This is a genomic window from Gilliamella sp. CG13 (assembly GCF_046635805.1).
Taxonomy (GTDB): Bacteria; Pseudomonadota; Gammaproteobacteria; order Enterobacterales; family Orbaceae; genus Gilliamella; species Gilliamella apicola_I.
Genome location: NZ_JBIDFM010000003.1, coordinates 203,837 through 220,967 on the forward strand (window position 1 = coordinate 203,837; position 17,131 = coordinate 220,967).

A 17,131-nucleotide genomic window follows, 5' to 3' on the forward strand; every position below is an offset into this window, starting at 1 on the left:
TTATATCGGTCTTTTAATTAACTCGTCACGATTCAGATATTCTGGCTATTTTCACATTAATCAAAACTATTTAATTATCATGATAAGTAAACAGTGGGCAAAATAATATTTTTCAGCCCAAATTGTTTTAACTCAGTAGCAAAATTTTCGACATGTTGTTTTGATGCTGGTTCCCATGTTTTGGCTATTCCTTGCACTCCATGGTGGTGAAAAGCATTGATTCTCACTCTGATACTCGGATCCAACGCCAATAAAAAGTGCGCGATTTGTTCTGCCTTATTTTGAAGATCCGTATGAGTTGGGATGATCAAGAATCTGACTTCATGTAATTTATGGATCTTGGAAAGATATTCTATTGTTTTTATGACTCGATGATTATCTCTGCCGGTTAACTTTTTGTGAACTTGGGTATCCCAAGCTTTAAGATCAATCATCGCACCATCCATGACATTCACTACTTTTTGCCAACCCGTTTGAGATAAATAACCATTGCTATCAATAAAACAGGTTAAATGTTTTAAGTCATCGGCATGTTTAATGGCATGAAACAGTTTTTCAATAAAAGGTAATTGAATGGTCGCTTCCCCGCCACTGAGCGTAATACCATTTAAAAAGGGAAGGTATTTGCGAATGATGTTTAGTATATCCTCAACACTATATCGGTAAGTCATTGGTGTTGAGTGATATTGGCAAGTCTGAAGGCAAGTATCACATTGCTGGCAAGCTGATGTTTGCCAGATAACTTGATGATGACTAAACGTTAACGCCTGATGTGGACATGTGGCGACACAGTCACCACAATCCTGACATAGTGAAATGGTATAAGGATTGTGGCAATTTAAGCATTTAAAATTACAGCCTTGTAAAAATATAACTAATCGGTTTCCCGGCCCGTCAACGCAAGAAAAGGGTAAAAGTTTATTAACGATTGCCCATGACTTGTTCATGACTGATCACCCGTGGTGTACGGCATAAATAGCTATTATTAACAGTATCTTGTGCGGCTTCACTACCTAAAAATGTGGTATTAATCCGTGAACCTTCTTCTTTATATTTTTTGATATCTGATAATCTCACCATGTAGCCCGTTACTCGTACCAGATCATTACCACTAATATTGGCGGTAAACTCTCGGAAGCCAAATTGAAATGCCGCTTTACAAATTTGCAGTAAAGCGGAAGGATTATTTTTAATGGTTTCATCAATCGTTAAAATATCACTAATGCCTGATGTATAATAATGGTGATGTTTAAACAGTGCCATAATATGGGTAACAGGATCCGGCTCGTGACCATAAGGAATTCGTAAGCCCGGTGTAGTGCCTCTATCCGTACTGATGCCAGATTGAGCATGTAACATAGCTTTACCTTGCCAAGCATGGTTAATTTTATGATGATTAATAAAGTCGGCTAATTGTTTAGAAATGGTGGTAGCCAGTTCATTAGCATCTTCATCGACACCATAGCGACCCGCTAAGTTCGATTTTTCTTGTAGTATATTAATCGCTTCAGCCATAGCATAAATACCAAACATGGGTGCAAATCGGTTGGCATCAATTAACCCTTCTTTTACTAAAAAACTATTTTGAAAAAAGTTTGATTTTTCGTACAAAAAGGCTGAACGGGCTTTGATTAAATTTAATTGTAGTTGGCAGTAATAGGGTAGCGTATTTTGCAGAAAATCATCAATATGTTGACTGCGCTTTGCCACTTCTTTTAAGTTGATTCTTGAGAGGGTACTGCCACCACCAGCGATAGGTAAGGAGTTATAACAGCTGACAACGCCATAGCCTTTTTCATCAAAATCTTTTTGAATCATCTGATTATTGGCGATGTGAGGTTTAGCCGTTTCGCAAATATTGCCTATTGCAACGGATAGTAACGCTTCAGGTGTGATGTTTTCATCATAGATAAAGGTTAAATTTGGTGCAACTTGTTTGAGTTCTTTGTCCACACGTAAAATCAGACGACAAATAACATTATCGGTTGGTCCAATGTTGGCATGCATAAAAGCATCAGGTAAATTACGATCTAACATTATCCAAAAATGTCTTAATCGTTGATAAAGTTCATCTTCAGTGAGATCCCCAACATAGGGTAACAATATTTGATCTAAACAACCCAGATAAACAGGCATGCCGGTAACGGATGGTACATGATGATAAGCAATAGTCAGCATATTTAAGGCATCATCAAACGTTTTGGCGGGATCAAGTTCTAACCACTCAGAGCCTTGTTTAAGAAATTTAGCATAATCAGGTAGTACATATCGAGGCTTATAAGGCGCATGACCCTCAAACATATCACAAATAACATTTTCGTCTAACGCTTTTCGGGTTTCATTATCAAGCTCAACATAAGGCAGATTATTTTCTGCCGCTAATGCCAATAAGTTGGCTTTCTGTTTTGGTGATAAATTAGGATCGGTGACGATTTGATAACAACTGCTTTGGAACTCTGTCATGTGCATATTAACCTCGATACTAAAAAGCAAATTTATTTAATTTAAATGGTGAACCTAATGATTATTTTTCGATAATCATGCGTATTGGTTCATAATCAGCAGCATTAATTGGCGAATGTGTTTCAAAATACTGTTTTACAACATCCGCATCACGATAACCAGTATCCACATAAGTAGGTAATGTGTTGATTATCGGATAGCCGTCTCCGCCCATCGCTAAAAAATCCAATGTCACCAGACGATACTTCTTTTGTAAGTCAATGGGTTGTTGATTGATTTTGACATTTTCAATATTTTCACCTGAGCGCGTTAAGGTAATATTTCTTAGATGAGTAAAGCCACCCGATCCTTGCTTTTTGCTCAATGCAACGTTAAGGTAGTCAATCAATTCACGTCCGGTTAACTCGACATAAACCACACTATTGCCAAAAGGTTCAACTTTAAGAATATCTCGATAAGCAATATCGCCTTCAATCAATGAATCTCGAATCATCCCACCCGATAAGATACCCAAGTCTGCACCTGTCTTTTCAATAAAAGCACTGAGTAATAATTGTCCTAAATTACTTTGCTGATATCGGACAATATGGCGATCGCCTTCAAGTCGACCGACCAATTCGCCGCTTTTAATTGACAGTTTTTTTCTGCCTTGTTCTTGATAAGGTTGCAATATCTGCAATAGTTGTGGATCTTGAGGGATCTCAGTGGTGTAAAACTCAAGGCGTTTAGTGTCGTTGCCATTATCCACTTCTTTTTTAAGGTTAATAGGAATTAATTGATAATTTTTAAGTGTCAATTTTCCATTTAGAAATTCAAAATCTGCTCTACCTACGTATTTTCCCCATTCGTGAGCCTGTACTATCCAAGTCCCATTTTGTTGATCAGGTGCGCAGGGTGTACCAGGAACATATTCAGTGACTCGTTTATTTGCACTTGCCATACAAACCGGATTTTGAGAATGTCCGCCTACAATCATATTTAATTCGCCCGATTTTAAGCCTCGGGCTAATTCTACATCACCCGGCGCCATTGAACCGTGTTCACCATTTTCGTAGTGTCCCATATGGGTCACGGCGATAATCATATCTGGGTGTTCGTTTTGTTGAATTTGAGCAATAACTTTTTGTGCTTCAGGTAATGTTTGGCGAAACTCAACACCTTGCGTATTCATGGGTGAAGCGAGATAAATGGTATCATCAGTGGTAAGACCAAAAACGGCAACTCGGATACCATTTAAGTCAAACATTTTATAGGCATCAAAGACACGATTATCCGTGCCTTTGAAGTAAGTATTAGCAGACAAAAAAGGAAAATGTGCCAATTGTTGCTGTTCACGAATGATAGATAACGGATGATCAAATTCATGATTACCAACAGCCATAGCATCATAGCCTATTTCGTTCATGCCAATAAAATCCGGTTTAGCTTGAAGTACATCAGATTCGGGCACACCTGTATTAATATCACCACCTGACAAAAGTAATAATGTTCCACCTTTGGCGGTAACTTCTTTTCTGATATCATCTACCACAGTTTTTTGAGCGGCAAGCCCATATTCACCAATTTCATTTTGCCAAAAACGACCATGATGATCGTTTGTATGTAAAATGGTGAATTGATAGGGTTGATTCTCTTTCCAAGAATGGGCTCTTGGCTGTTGCGTGATAGCATCTGCTATTGAATTGGCCGAAAATAGTCCCAAAGCAAGGACTAGTGATAGTTTTTTAGTTATATTTAAATAATACATGGTGTCTCCTAATTCCTTATAGACAATCACTACTCCGTAATGACCTTATAAATTAATGTTGGCACGTGCGCATTATCACTAATAGTGATATTGTCATACAGTTTTTGTTTGATCGCATCAAGTTTGTCAGTGCTAGCGTGGATGGTAAGTAAAGCTTCGCCTTGTTCCACTTTATCGCCGACTTTTTTATGTAACACAATACCTACCGCAGGATCGATGATATCGTCCTTCGTTGCACGTCCTGCACCTAATTGCATCGCTGCGATTCCGATTTGATCGGCAACAATACGAGAAACATAACCCGATTTAAGTGCTGGTAAGGCGATTTGGTAAGGGGCACTTGCTAATTTTTCAGGGTGATCAACCACTGAGCTATCACCACCTTGCGCTTCAATTAAGGTTTTGAATTTTTCAATCGCTTTGCCATTGTTTATTGCCTCTTGAAGTTTTACTCGTGCTTCATCAAGCGTTTTCGCTTTATTCGCTAACACTACCATTTGGCTGCCCAATGTCAGTACTAATTCAGTTAAATCTGAAGGACCTTGACCTTTTAAGGTATCAATGGCTTCTTTTACTTCTAGCGCATTACCAATTGCAAATCCAAGCGGTTGTGACATATCCGAAATTATCGCCATGGTTCTTCGTCCAATTTGATTGCCGATCTTGACCATTTCATAAGCTAATTTTTCTGAATCTGCCATTTCTCGCATCAGTGCGCCATCACCGGTTTTCACATCTAAAACAATTGCATCGGCACCTGCAGCTAACTTTTTGCTCATAATCGAACTAGCAATAAGTGGAATTGAATTGACCGTACCGGTAACATCACGAAGTGAATAAAGTTTTTTATCAGCAGGCGTTAAATTACCCGATTGTCCAATAACTGACACACCTTTTTGATTGACTTGATCAATAAATTCTTGCTTATCTAATTCCATTTTAAATCCAGGGATTGACTCAAATTTGTCATTGGTACCCCCTGTGTAACCAAGTCCTCGCCCGGACATTTTAGCAACCGGTACACCAACGGCTGCCACTAATGGGGCAAGCACAAGGGTAGTCGTATCGCCAACGCCACCTGTTGAATGTTTATCAACTTTGATACCTTGAATTGAAGAGAGATCGACAGTATCACCCGAATGCATCATCGCTGTGGTTAAATCAGCACACTCTTTTGATGTCATGCCTTGATAGTAGATAGCCATTAATAGAGCACTCACTTGATAATCAGGGATTGTGCCATTGGTATAATTGGTAATAAAAAATTGGATTTCTTCAGTTGTCAGTGGATGACCATCACGTTTTTTTTCAATAATATCTACAAATCTCATTAATCTTCTCTCTTAATGTCAATATATTAGGTTAATATTACCTTGGTCTGTTTATTTGATGTTAAACGACGTTTAAATCAGTCAACATTTTTACGCATAAATTGTATAATTTAATACGACATGACATTGTCATTTTTACTCATTTATAGTGTTAATTTTTTATTATAAGAATGTTTCTAGTCTAAATCACTGGGTGAAAATGACCAAGGTAATAACTCACCAACGGTTGTTTCTTGTATTTTTCCTTGCATATTTGTCAAAATTACGGGCATATCTTTAGCGCAAAATTCACTTATTACTTGGCGACAGGCTCCACAGGGTGAAATAGGTTCGTGGGTATCGCCAATGACAACTAATTTTTTAAATTTGCGTTTGCCTTCTGAAACGGCTTTGAAAATAGCGGTTCGTTCGGCACAGTTAGCCAATCCGTACGATGCATTTTCAACATTGCAACCTAAAATGACCTCGTCATCTTCAGTAATGAGTACCGCACCAACTTGAAATTTAGAATAAGGTACGTAAGCGTTAGAACGTGCGGTTTTAGCCAGTTCGATTAGTTTTTCAATTTTCATCATGATAATCCTGTTAGTTATACCTTGTTCTATTGATGTTTAGATTGCACATTCATCGGTGATTGTAAATCCAGACGATAAACCCCAAATCCTAGATTATCTTTTTCCACATAGCTTGTTGGATATAACGAATGTTTTTCGATAACTGTTTTGGCTGCTTCAGTTGGTGATGATTCAAAACGAATATCTAATTTGGTATTACTGGTTATCGGGGCAATTTGCCAGTTATTATCGACTGCCACCTTTACCTCCCCATTTTTATGGGTGGTGTTAGTGATATAAGCCGATAAAATCACTCTTAAATCATCGGGTGAATTAAATTTAACATTTTTGCTTCCCGTTCCCGGAAACGCACCGGTATAAGCACGATAATTATTTGTTGCTATCAAGAAGGTTTGATTAGGATCAATTGGTTTTTGTTGATAAGTTAAATTTTTAATTCGTTCGGACTGCGCATTGATTAGTTGGCAATTGCCATCGTAGCGAGCAGGCTGAGTAATATCAATTTGGTAATTTACGCCATCAATTGTATCGAAATTATACGTTCTGAAATGATCCCAATCTATTAAGTACTGCGGTGTCGTGACTTTCGTATTAATTTGATTATATACCCCTGCCGAACATTCAAGCCACTCTTTGACCTCTTTGCCGGTCACTTGGACGACTGATAACAGGTTAGGGTATAAGTAGATATCCGCTGCATTTCTAAATGTAAGATCGCCTTTTTTTACATCAACAAAAGCAGTTGGATCGTTTTTTCTACCGCCAGCCTTGAACGGGGCAATAGCCGATAAAACCGGTAAACCATCAAGATCTGGGTCACCTTGAATAAATTGTTTTACATATGCAATTTGCGCATCACTTATAATTTGTAATGCCGTGGTATCTTGAACTAAAGCCAAATAACTGGTGATATCACTATCAATTTTCCCAATCGGTTTTCCGACAAATTCACGTGTACCTTGGTGATCTTCTTTTAGTACGTGAGTAATATGTTGATCGGCATCAACCAGTGCTTTTTTGGTTTTCACGTCATAAATTGGGCGAGCTTGAGATTTACCTGAAGTCACTTGCCAATTTGAATTGTCACCATTTAGGACTAAATCAACAACGCCCAAATGGCTTCCCCATTGTCCGGGCATAACGGCAGGAACATGATTTATATTGCCGGTTTCAATATTAGTATTCGGTAATGATTTAAAATTGTCGCTTGGAAACACGCCATGTGAATGACCAAACATAATCGCATTAATACCCTCTACTTGACTTAAATAGTATACCGAGTTTTCGGCTAATGCTTTATAAGGTTCAGCAGAAACACCCGAATGCGGAATGGCGATAATGATATTAGCTCCTTCTTTTTTCATTTGCGGAACTAACTGTTTGGCTGTTTCTGTGATGTCTTTAACTTCGACTTTTCCATCCAAATTTAATTTATCCCATTGCATAATTTGAGGTGGAACAAATCCTATATAACCAATTTTAATAGTGTGTTGATTACCTTCTCGATCAATAACCGGCGTGTCGACAATAATATATTGTTTAAAAAAGGGCTGCCCGGTCGTTGCATCATAGACATTGGCATTAATATAAGGAAATTTAGCACCGGCAAGGCTTTTTTGCAGGAAGTCTAAACCAAAGTTAAACTCGTGATTACCTATGTTACCAACGGTATAATTTAACGTGTTCATGGCTTTATAGACAGGGTGGGTCTCACCATTTTTAAGCCCTTTATTGACAGTATAATCTGCCATAGGACTTCCTTGAATTAGATCGCCATTATCAACCAGTACACTGTTTTTGACTTCATTGCGAGCTTGATGAATTAAATTGGCGGTTTTAGCGAATCCAAAGGTATCGACAGATTGATCTTTAAAATAGTCAAAATTCATCATATTGCCATGCAGATCGGTTGTTTCGATAATTCTTAAATCTACTGTTGCTGCATGGAGCGTGCCAGAAATCAATAGGGTTAATAAGGTGAAAGTGAATTTATTTTTTAACATATGGATCTCCTATTTATTTCCGGTAATGCTATTTTTCATCCGTTTTAATAATAAATGTTGGTAATGAATAAATCGTTTAATAATGGCTGGGTGATAATTATTTTCATTGATTGCTGTTTGTAATGATAGCTGATCATTGGTGGTGAAACAGGATAGTACATAATCCGTCAACCGTGCTTTTTGCAAATCTTCAACAAACGCCGCATCAATTCCACACAGTGTAATATCGAGCAATTCTAAACGAGTAAAGTGAAAGATAGATTGGGCTAAACAATATTCTTTTTCGATGTCAGTACCAAAAATGCCTGCGTCATCGGTATTTAAGGTAATTCGTACACCCTGATCATAAAGCTGTCTTACCGGGTGATGATGGATATCCCCATGTAACTCATTGACTAAAATACGGTTACTGGTTAACGCAACTTCTAATGTTATGTTGCGTCGAACTAATTCGTTGATTAATTCCTGATCTTCAATCGCTCGAATGCCATGCCCAATCCTATCTGCACCATGTTTAAGGGCTTGAATAATGCTTGCTGCGGGTTCAATTTCGCCAGCATGATAAGATTTTTTTAAATTGAGTTTTTGGGCTAATTGGTGTGAGGCTTGAAAATCATCGAAGTGACCGGCTTTTTCATTACCGGCAATATTAAAACCGGTAATAAATGGGTGAGGGTTTTTTTCAATAAATAATAGGGTATCATGTACTGTTTTCGCCCCTAAATGCCTAACACCAATCACATGATATCTTACGGTAATATTAAATTCTTTTTGTACGTCAGTTATGGCGGCATCCATTTGCTGTAAGGTATGATGAAATCGCTCTTCATCCCAGATTATTTCACCCTGTTCTTCTGTTGCGCAAATGTGATAAGGAGAAAGAAAGAGTTCGCAATAGATTAGCCCCTGTTTGGCATTTCGATAAAGAAAATCATAAGTAATAAGGTAATAATCTTCGGGGGTTTTTACAAAATTTGAGACAGTATCATAGGTTTGAATAAACTGAACAAAATCAGTTTCATCATAACGATATCGCCCATTTTTATATTCGTTAGCATCATATTCACCCGATTGATAGCATAACGAAGATGGGAAGGTAATATGATTTTTATCAGCTAACTTTTTAGCCATAAAAGGGGTAATACTACCTTCAACATGTTCATGTAATATCACTTTAGGAAGCAATGGTTTATTCATTTGATAAGTTATCTTTTTAATATGCTTTCTCGGCTCCCACTATTAGGTCGCTTAACACAAATAGTGATAGATTAATGGCATTTTAGCTTTGCTAATTGCGTTGTTATCTATTTTACCTTGATCAGGTATCTTATTTCCATACTTTTTGTGTGACCAATTTTTATTTTGTGAGATAGGTATCGTTTTATTTTAAACAGTATCACCCTGATTAATCACATCATCTCAAGGTTAAAAAGGATAATTTTAAACGCTAGCTTAATCAATATGCTTGTTTTTGATTCAAACAGAAGGACAATGATCATTATCCTTCTGTGATTGAATGATACTTCTTAATAACAATTAATTAACGGCCTCGGCTGTTTTTTGTTCATTGGTGTCATTTTTAAATATGACCATAAATATGACAGCCAGCACCAGCGCATAGCCAGCAAAAATGAGCCATACGGTATGCCAATCTGTGATCTGTTTTTCATCAATGATTTGCGTATAGTGTTCGGCGACAATTCCGCTAATCACCGAACCTAAATAAGCACCAATACCATTAGTCATTATCATAAATAGACCTTGAGCACTGTTACGTATACTTGGCGATACCGATTTTTCGACATACATGGAGCCAGAAATATTATAGAAATCAAATGCACAACCATAAACTATCATCGAAAGTAACAGTAATACAAAGCCAATTGGTGATGGGTCGCCATAGGCAAAAAGACCAAAACGCGCAACCCAAGCTAGAATACTAATCAACATTACATATTTGATGCCTAATCTTTTCATAAAGAAAGGTACAAATAAGATAAATACGACTTCCGATATTTGTGAAATCGACAATAAGACTGACGGGTATTTCACAACTAAACTCGTTTCATAGATCGGAATATTTCTAAAGTCTCGTAGGAATTGGTCACCAAAAGTATTGGTAATTTGTAAAATTCCACCTAATAAGACCGCAAACAGGAAGAATATTGCCATTCTTGGTTGCTTAAATAAGACAAGTGCATCTAATCCTAACGAACTGATAAGCGATTTTTCTTTGATTGCATTTTTTGATGTCGGAATCAAAGGGAGTGTTAACGACACCAGACATAATACGACTGAACCGGCTGCCGCTGTGTATAGTTGCATGTTACTAAGATCAAATTTTAAAAAGCTAACTAACCACATGGCAACAATAAAGCCAATTGTGCCAAATATTCGAATGCCGGGAAATTCAGCGATGACATCAAGCCCTTTAGATTCGATACATGAATAAGCTATTGAGTTTGATATCGCAATGGTAGGCATGAAAGCTAAACAATGAATAAGCATGACAATCATCATCATAGAGGGTGAAGTAATTAATGCAGCAATGCATAATGTAATTGCACCAATTAAATGACAAAGCATGTATAAGCGATTAGCAGGGATCCATCTATCTGCAACTACACCTAATAAACCCGGCATAAATAGCGATGCTAACCCCATTGAACCATACACTAATCCAATATCTGTTCTTGAAAAGGATAAAACATCATTCATGTAAGAACCGAAGGTGATTAACCAACATCCCCAAATAAAAAATTGCATAAAAAATATAACTTTTAGTTGTAACTTAGTATTCATTTCAATTCCTTATTCAATGCGATCTTTTTCATAACTTCTTACCTAAAATATAATCAATAAATTGATTGCAACTTCAACCTGTTGTACAGCGATATTGCGTGAAACCGAAAAAATTTTTTTTTGACTGAACACTTTTGATGATGTAGTTCAGTCATTAACAATTTTGAGTAATTAAAAAAAATGGCAGTCATTCTGCCATTTTAGTTTTGGTTTAATAAAACCGATTCTAACGCAACGGTGATCATTTCTTTAAAACCAAGTTGACGCTGTTCAGCTGTCATGGCTTCGCCTTTACGTATATGATCAGATACTGTACAAATAGCTAATGCTTTGGCACCATATTCCGCGGCAACCCCATAAATTCCTGCTGCTTCCATTTCAACCCCTAAAATGTTGTATTTTTCCATTACATCAAATAGTTCGGGTTCAACACTATAAAAAAGATCAGCTGAAAAGAGGTTACCCACTTTTACATTAACACCTAATTTTTTGGCTGCACTTACAGCGTGGCAAGTAAGATCAAAATCGGCAATAGCTGCAAAATCATGATCCTTAAAACGAATACGATTAACTTTAGAATCTGTGCAAGCACCCATACCAATAATCACATCGCCAATATTTACATTTGGGCTAATCGCACCACATGAACCGACACGAATGATATTTTTTACACCATAAAATTTTATTAATTCTGTTGTATAGATAGAACAAGATGGTATGCCCATTCCATGCCCCATAACAGAAACTTTTTGACCTTTATAATAGCCAGTAAAACCTAACATCGCTCTTACATTGGTCACTTCTTGTGCATTTTCTAAAAAGGTTTCTGCAATAAATTTTGCTCGTAATGGATCGCCTGGCATTAAGACAGTTTCTGCAAAAGCATTTTCAATTGCGTTAATGTGTGGGGTAGACATTAATTTCTCCTGAAAGTTTTTGAAAAATAAATTTCTGTTACCTATTTTTTGATAAAAGATTGCCCATATTCCATTGGTGATAAATCAAAATAATCGGCAACACTTTGACCGATATCAGCAAAGGTTTTACGATGCCCTAAGGAACCAACAGGAACACTATCACCGTAAACGATGACTGGAATATGTTCACGAGTATGATCTGTGCCAGCCCAAGTTGGATCGCATCCATGATCAGCACTGATAATCAGTAGATCACCCGGTTCGATAAGATCTAACATTTCGGGTAAGCGAGAATCAAAATATTCTAACGCAGCAGCGTAACCGGCAACATCACGTCGATGACCATAAGACGAGTCAAAATCGACAAAGTTAGTAAACACAATTGTATTATCTTTGGCTTGTTTAATTTCTTCAATTGATGCATTGAAAAGGGCTTCAATACCGGTTGCTTTAACTTTTTTTGTAATACCAACATGAGCATAAATATCAGCAATTTTACCGATTGACACGACAGTGCCTTGTTTTTCATCAACCAGTTTTTTTATCATGGTTGGAGCCGGTGGTTCAACGGCTAAATCGTGGCGGTTACCAGTACGGACAAATTCACCCGCTTTTTTACCGATAAATGGTCTGGCAATCACACGCCCAATGTTATAATTGCCTTTATTCAGTTCATCACGCGCGATTTCGCAGATTTCATATAATCTATCTAAGCCGAATGTTTCTTCATGACACGCTATCTGAAAAACTGAGTCGGCTGAAGTATAAAATATCGGTTTGCCACTTGTCATATGTTCTTCACCCAGCTCATCTAGAATAATAGTTCCTGATGAATGGCAGTTACCTAAATAACCAGATAGGTTGGCGCGCTTTACAATTTTATCTAATAATTCTTGAGGAAAACTATTGGTGGTGTTGGAAAAGTAGCCCCAATCAAAAAGTACAGGAACGCCAGCTATTTCCCAATGTCCTGATGGGGTATCTTTACCCGAAGAAATTTCACTAGCATAGCCATAAGAACCGATTATTTCACCTTCTGTGTGCATTCCTTGGGGATAATAACCGGTCGATTCGTAGGCTGCTTCGATTAAGCCTAGCTTAGCTAAATTAGGTAATTTTAATGGACCTTGGCGTCCTTTATCGGCTTGACCTAATGCACAGGCTTCGGCAATATGACCTAATGTATTCGATCCTTCATCTCCATATTTTTTTGCATCTTCGGCTCCACCAATTCCAAAGGAATCGAGGATCATAATAAAAACTCTTTTCATAATTTCCTCTAAATCTCAAATATCACTAAGCTTGGCAACCATGTTATGAAATAACGATTGCTAATATTGTGATCTAGCACACATTTGCTTACTTTATTAAAGTCAATTGTGTAACAAAAAAATTTTTTAACGATTAAAACTATTTTTTGAGCCCTTTATAATAAAAGGTTTTCAGGTTAGTTATAATACATGATAAAAAAAAACAGAAAAGATTTAAGCATCGTTTTAGCTGATTATTTGATTAATATTAACGGATTTTGTAAAAAATATTATGACATATTCGCTAATAGAGCGATTAAATAATGTTTTGTTAAGCAATTTGCAGAAAATTATTATTGAAGAAATTAAATGATAAATTTAATTATGATGAATAAAATCTCAAAGGTGTTGTGTTAAAATGAACTATTTAATATCTCAATTATTTAACAAGATGTTAACTAATTCACATCATATTAGCATAGCCCATTTAAGGAATGACGTTATATAAAATCCTGAAAGCTAACTTTAGACATTAACACAAAATAAATACCAATTTAATTAATACACGTTAGTTTGCCCATTTAGGATGAAGTTAATTATAAAAAATAAAGGTAGTGAATAATGAATCAAAAAATCCCGAATACTTTTGGTCTTGAAGTTTTTGCTAAACATGTCATCACGGTATCGACCGTTTTGGAACTACAAAATGTTTGGAATGATAATGTTAATCAACCGATTATGATTATAGGCGAGGGGAGTAATACCCTTTTTACTTGTGATTTTGAAGGCACAATTATCGTTAACCGCATTAAAGGTATTACCATAACTGAAATGGAAAACGAATGGTTGTTAAAAATAGGCGCAGGAGAAAACTGGCATGATATCGTAACAAAAACGATCACACAAAATATTGCCGGTCTAGAAAATTTAGCGCTTATACCGGGCTGTATCGGCTCTGCACCAATTCAAAATATCGGTGCTTATGGTGTTGAATTTCAAAAAGTTGCTGACTATGTTGAATTGCTTGAACTTGCAACCGGTAATATTATCACCGTGACTGACGGGCAATACGGATACCGTGAAAGCATTTTTAAACAACACTATTCTCAAGGATATGCGGTAATTTATGTCGGTATAAAATTAGCAAAACAGTGGCAGCCAGTACTCACTTATGGTGAATTAAAAAACTTTGATGCTAAAACTGTCACGCCTAAAATGATTTTTGATAAAGTGTGTGAAATTCGTCGCAGTAAACTACCCGATCCTAACTTACTTGGTAATGGTGGCAGTTTTTTTAAAAATCCAGTGGTGGATAAAGTTATTGCCGACAAACTAATTGAAATCTACCCGGCAATGCCAATATACCCACAATCAAACAATCAAGTTAAATTAGCCGCTGGTTGGTTAATCGATCAGTGTGGCTTAAAAGGTTATCAGATTGGTGGTGCTGCTGTTCATCAACAACAAGCATTGGTTTTAGTTAATATCAATAAGGCAACGGCACAAGATGTAGTTGATTTAGCACGTCATGTTAGAAACGCCGTTTTAAATAAATTTTCAATACGTCTATCACCTGAAATCCGCTTTATCGGTGCAACAGGCGAAATTGATGTAGACAATTTTTTATAATCATTTTGAACTATGAAACACTCTTATTCATTTCCGATTTTATTAACAAGTTTACTCTTTGTTACAATCGCTTTATCAGCATTAAATACCCAAGTACCACTGTGGTTAGAAAAAGACCAATTTTCGTTAGGGCAAATTGGTCTGGTAGGGTCAAGTTATTTTGCTGGTAACTTGCTTGGTACAATCATGGCAAACTGGTTAATTAGTCATTTTAATGCTCGTTATACTTATACCTATAGTTGTTTACTTTTCGCTATTGCCACCATTGGATTAAGTTTTTCAATGGATTTTTATAGTTGGGCAATATGGCGTTTTATGATAGGTATGGCTTGTGCGGTGACATGGGTTGTGATTGAAAGTTGCATTTTAGTCACCGGAACAGTACGTACACGAGGAAAAATGCTAGCGGTTTATTTAACAACTTACTATATTGGTACGGTGTTAGGGCAAGCGTTGTTAAGATATTTTCCGCAAGAAGTACTCTATTTTGGACTGGTTATTACACTATTAATGGCATTGGCTATTTTATTTATTTTGCTTACTCACTATAAATTACCAAAAAGAAAGAAAAGCGGTTTAAATATTGTTCCAATGATTTTACATAAGCCTTCTCGTATAGGGCTTATCGGTTGTATGATTGCGGGCATGTTAATTGGTTCTTTATATTCATTATTACCTGTCTACTATTCACATTTAGGGTATAGCGATAGCCAAGTCGCTAATTGGATGATCTTACTTATTTTGTCTGGTGTTATTGCGCAACTTCCTGCTAATTGGTGTGCAGATAAATATGGCCGTCGAGTGGTGTTACTGATTGAATCTTTAATCATGTTAGTTGCTTGCTTATTATTGGTATTTAACTTATTTGATGTGTTTGCCATTATTTTATTAGGCACAACCATCTACACGATTTATCCAATATCCATGGCATGGGCTTGTTCTTGTGTACGAAAACAAGATATTGTATCAATGAATCAAGCAATGTTATTAACCAATACGTTAGGAAGTCTTATTGCGCCGGCGATCATTGCTTATGTCATGGATATAACCAATAACTCTTATTTATTCATCAGTTTTGCTATAATTTCACTTTATTTTATTATTTTATTAGTCTACAAGCGAGGAGCGAATGCGCAGTTATCAAAATCCCCTTAAATTAATTGAAATTCTAGCCGACGGAAATTTTCATTCCGGCGAAGAGCTAGCGTCTGATTTTGGTATTACGCGTGCCGGAATAAACAAATATATTAAAGTGCTCCGTGAATGGGGAATTGAATTATCCTCGATACAAGGTAAAGGCTATAGTTTAAAAATACCGATGGACTTATTTAATAAATCCAAGATAGATCAGTATTACCAAGCTGATAGTCGTGTTGAAATTTTACCAATTATCGACTCAACTAACCAATACATGCTAGATAAAATACCCGATTTAAAATCGGGAGATTGCTGTATAGCCGAATTTCAGTCAAAAGCACGAGGAAGACGAGGGCGTCAATGGTTTTCACCTTTTGGTACTAATCTCTATTTTTCAATGTATTGGCGATTAGAGCAAGGCATTGCAGCAGCAATGGGACTAAGTCTAGTTGTGGGTATTGTTGTTACGCAGGCTTTACGTGAATTATCGGGTCAAGATATTAAAGTAAAATGGCCTAATGATCTCTATCTAAATGACCAAAAATTAGCAGGTATCTTGGTCGAATTAGCCGGTAAAACTGGGGATTGTGCTCATGTTGTGATTGGTATCGGGGTTAATTTAAACATGACCAATCCCGACCCAAATATTGTCAATCAAAAATGGGCTAATTTAGGGAACATCAATCGTAATTTATTGGTTGCCAAAATTGCAAAAACATTACGGGAAAATTTAGAAAAATTTGAAAAAAATGGATTAGCATTTTTTATTGATGATTGGAATCATCTCGATAATTTTATCCATCGTCCTGTTAAATTACTCATTGGTGATGATGTGATTCGAGGTGTAGCAAAAGGTATTAATGATCAAGGTGCTTTACTGCTTGAACAAAATGGCAAAATCCAAGCATATATTGGTGGTGAAATCTCATTACGAAGTGATGAGTAACAAATTGTTCCCTGTATACACAGGGACAATAAATTCTTATAAAATTCAATAAATATCATGTTTATTAACTTTCCACTTTTTGGTAAAAATTCTGCAAAGTGAGTTAATGGCTGTACCCTGTTAGTTAACAAGTAGAATGTGACAAAGTCCAAAAAGCAAAACATTTCACTGCAATTCATTAAAATCCATTCCCAAAAGCGAGAAATGACCTTGTAACTAGAAATGGGTCGGTGCACGAATAAGTTACAAGAAGAATAGGCGCATTCAACTCCTTGTTAAATTCAATTAACCAACTGATTAATATAAACTAATGTGTTTAAAATGCCTAAAA

General features: G+C 36.5%; 13 protein-coding genes. 3 read left to right on the forward strand and 10 right to left on the reverse strand.

The features are described 5' to 3' along the window. Positions 1–77: 77 nt before the first annotated feature. The 10 genes from ACGH6R_RS06435 to ACGH6R_RS06480 form a co-directional block, all read right to left on the reverse strand. Positions 78–947 carry a YjjW family glycine radical enzyme activase gene (locus tag ACGH6R_RS06435; RefSeq protein ID WP_411599204.1) on the reverse strand — a complete coding sequence of 290 codons (870 nt, stop codon included), beginning with the start codon at positions 945–947 and terminating at the stop codon, positions 78–80. Next, positions 922–2,469: a YjjI family glycine radical enzyme gene (locus tag ACGH6R_RS06440; RefSeq protein WP_411599205.1), complete on the reverse strand. Its 1,548-nt coding sequence runs from the start codon at positions 2,467–2,469 to the stop codon at positions 922–924. The genes ACGH6R_RS06435 and ACGH6R_RS06440 overlap by 26 nt, the downstream gene beginning before the upstream one ends. A gap of 55 nt (positions 2,470–2,524) precedes the next feature. Beyond that, positions 2,525–4,210 carry a bifunctional UDP-sugar hydrolase/5'-nucleotidase UshA gene (ushA, locus tag ACGH6R_RS06445; protein WP_411599206.1) on the reverse strand — a complete coding sequence of 562 codons (1,686 nt, stop codon included), beginning with the start codon at positions 4,208–4,210 and terminating at the stop codon, positions 2,525–2,527. Between the two features lie 29 nt (positions 4,211–4,239). Beyond that, positions 4,240–5,541: a pyrimidine-nucleoside phosphorylase gene (locus ACGH6R_RS06450; RefSeq protein ID WP_267351101.1), complete on the reverse strand. Its 1,302-nt coding sequence runs from the start codon at positions 5,539–5,541 to the stop codon at positions 4,240–4,242. A 176-nt stretch (positions 5,542–5,717) separates the two neighbouring features. Then, positions 5,718–6,113 carry a cytidine deaminase gene (locus tag ACGH6R_RS06455; RefSeq protein WP_267351102.1) on the reverse strand — a complete coding sequence of 132 codons (396 nt, stop codon included), beginning with the start codon at positions 6,111–6,113 and terminating at the stop codon, positions 5,718–5,720. Between the two features lie 29 nt (positions 6,114–6,142). After that, on the reverse strand, positions 6,143–8,119 hold the full coding sequence (locus ACGH6R_RS06460; protein ID WP_411599207.1) for a bifunctional 2',3'-cyclic-nucleotide 2'-phosphodiesterase/3'-nucleotidase: 1,977 nt from the start codon (positions 8,117–8,119) through the stop codon (positions 6,143–6,145). 9 nt (positions 8,120–8,128) lie between these two features. Further along, a complete protein-coding gene (gene add, locus ACGH6R_RS06465) occupies positions 8,129–9,316 on the reverse strand; it encodes an adenosine deaminase (RefSeq protein WP_411599208.1) in 1,188 nt (395 codons plus the stop codon). Between the two features lie 339 nt (positions 9,317–9,655). Next, positions 9,656–10,921: a nucleoside permease gene (locus tag ACGH6R_RS06470; RefSeq protein WP_411597096.1), complete on the reverse strand. Its 1,266-nt coding sequence runs from the start codon at positions 10,919–10,921 to the stop codon at positions 9,656–9,658. Positions 10,922–11,121: 200 nt separating this feature from the next. Further along, positions 11,122–11,838 carry a purine-nucleoside phosphorylase gene (deoD, locus tag ACGH6R_RS06475; RefSeq protein ID WP_267379417.1) on the reverse strand — a complete coding sequence of 239 codons (717 nt, stop codon included), beginning with the start codon at positions 11,836–11,838 and terminating at the stop codon, positions 11,122–11,124. A gap of 41 nt (positions 11,839–11,879) precedes the next feature. After that, on the reverse strand, positions 11,880–13,109 hold the full coding sequence (locus ACGH6R_RS06480; protein ID WP_267379419.1) for a phosphopentomutase: 1,230 nt from the start codon (positions 13,107–13,109) through the stop codon (positions 11,880–11,882). A 597-nt stretch (positions 13,110–13,706) separates the two neighbouring features. On the opposite strand from ACGH6R_RS06480, the gene murB reads away from it, so the two are divergent. From murB to birA, 3 genes are read left to right on the forward strand one after another with little or no spacing between them, the layout of a single operon-like run. After that, positions 13,707–14,717 carry a UDP-N-acetylmuramate dehydrogenase gene (murB, locus tag ACGH6R_RS06485; RefSeq protein ID WP_411599247.1) on the forward strand — a complete coding sequence of 337 codons (1,011 nt, stop codon included), beginning with the start codon at positions 13,707–13,709 and terminating at the stop codon, positions 14,715–14,717. Between the two features lie 12 nt (positions 14,718–14,729). Further along, a complete protein-coding gene (locus ACGH6R_RS06490; RefSeq protein WP_267351114.1) occupies positions 14,730–15,872 on the forward strand; it encodes an MFS transporter in 1,143 nt (380 codons plus the stop codon). Next, the gene (gene birA, locus ACGH6R_RS06495) at positions 15,847–16,800 is read left to right on the forward strand and encodes a bifunctional biotin--[acetyl-CoA-carboxylase] ligase/biotin operon repressor BirA (RefSeq protein WP_267351116.1); all 954 of its coding nucleotides are present in this window, start codon (positions 15,847–15,849) and stop codon (positions 16,798–16,800) included. The genes ACGH6R_RS06490 and birA overlap by 26 nt, the downstream gene beginning before the upstream one ends. The last annotated feature ends 331 nt before the right edge of the window (positions 16,801–17,131 follow it).

What these genes read in the sequence shown, in the direction of transcription:
- ACGH6R_RS06435 (WP_411599204.1), bottom strand. Translation starts at nt 947, where the DNA reads ATGAACAAGTCATGGGCAATCGTTAATAAACTTTTACCCTTTTCTTGC.
- ACGH6R_RS06440 (WP_411599205.1), bottom strand. Translation starts at nt 2,469, where the DNA reads ATGCACATGACAGAGTTCCAAAGCAGTTGTTATCAAATCGTCACCGAT.
- ushA (WP_411599206.1), bottom strand. Translation starts at nt 4,210, where the DNA reads ATGTATTATTTAAATATAACTAAAAAACTATCACTAGTCCTTGCTTTG.
- ACGH6R_RS06450 (WP_267351101.1), bottom strand. Translation starts at nt 5,541, where the DNA reads ATGAGATTTGTAGATATTATTGAAAAAAAACGTGATGGTCATCCACTG.
- ACGH6R_RS06455 (WP_267351102.1), bottom strand. Translation starts at nt 6,113, where the DNA reads ATGAAAATTGAAAAACTAATCGAACTGGCTAAAACCGCACGTTCTAAC.
- ACGH6R_RS06460 (WP_411599207.1), bottom strand. Translation starts at nt 8,119, where the DNA reads ATGTTAAAAAATAAATTCACTTTCACCTTATTAACCCTATTGATTTCT.
- add (WP_411599208.1), bottom strand. Translation starts at nt 9,316, where the DNA reads ATGAATAAACCATTGCTTCCTAAAGTGATATTACATGAACATGTTGAA.
- ACGH6R_RS06470 (WP_411597096.1), bottom strand. Translation starts at nt 10,921, where the DNA reads ATGAATACTAAGTTACAACTAAAAGTTATATTTTTTATGCAATTTTTT.
- deoD (WP_267379417.1), bottom strand. Translation starts at nt 11,838, where the DNA reads ATGTCTACCCCACACATTAACGCAATTGAAAATGCTTTTGCAGAAACT.
- ACGH6R_RS06480 (WP_267379419.1), bottom strand. Translation starts at nt 13,109, where the DNA reads ATGAAAAGAGTTTTTATTATGATCCTCGATTCCTTTGGAATTGGTGGA.
- ACGH6R_RS06490 (WP_267351114.1), top strand. Translation starts at nt 14,730, where the DNA reads ATGAAACACTCTTATTCATTTCCGATTTTATTAACAAGTTTACTCTTT.
- birA (WP_267351116.1), top strand. Translation starts at nt 15,847, where the DNA reads ATGCGCAGTTATCAAAATCCCCTTAAATTAATTGAAATTCTAGCCGAC.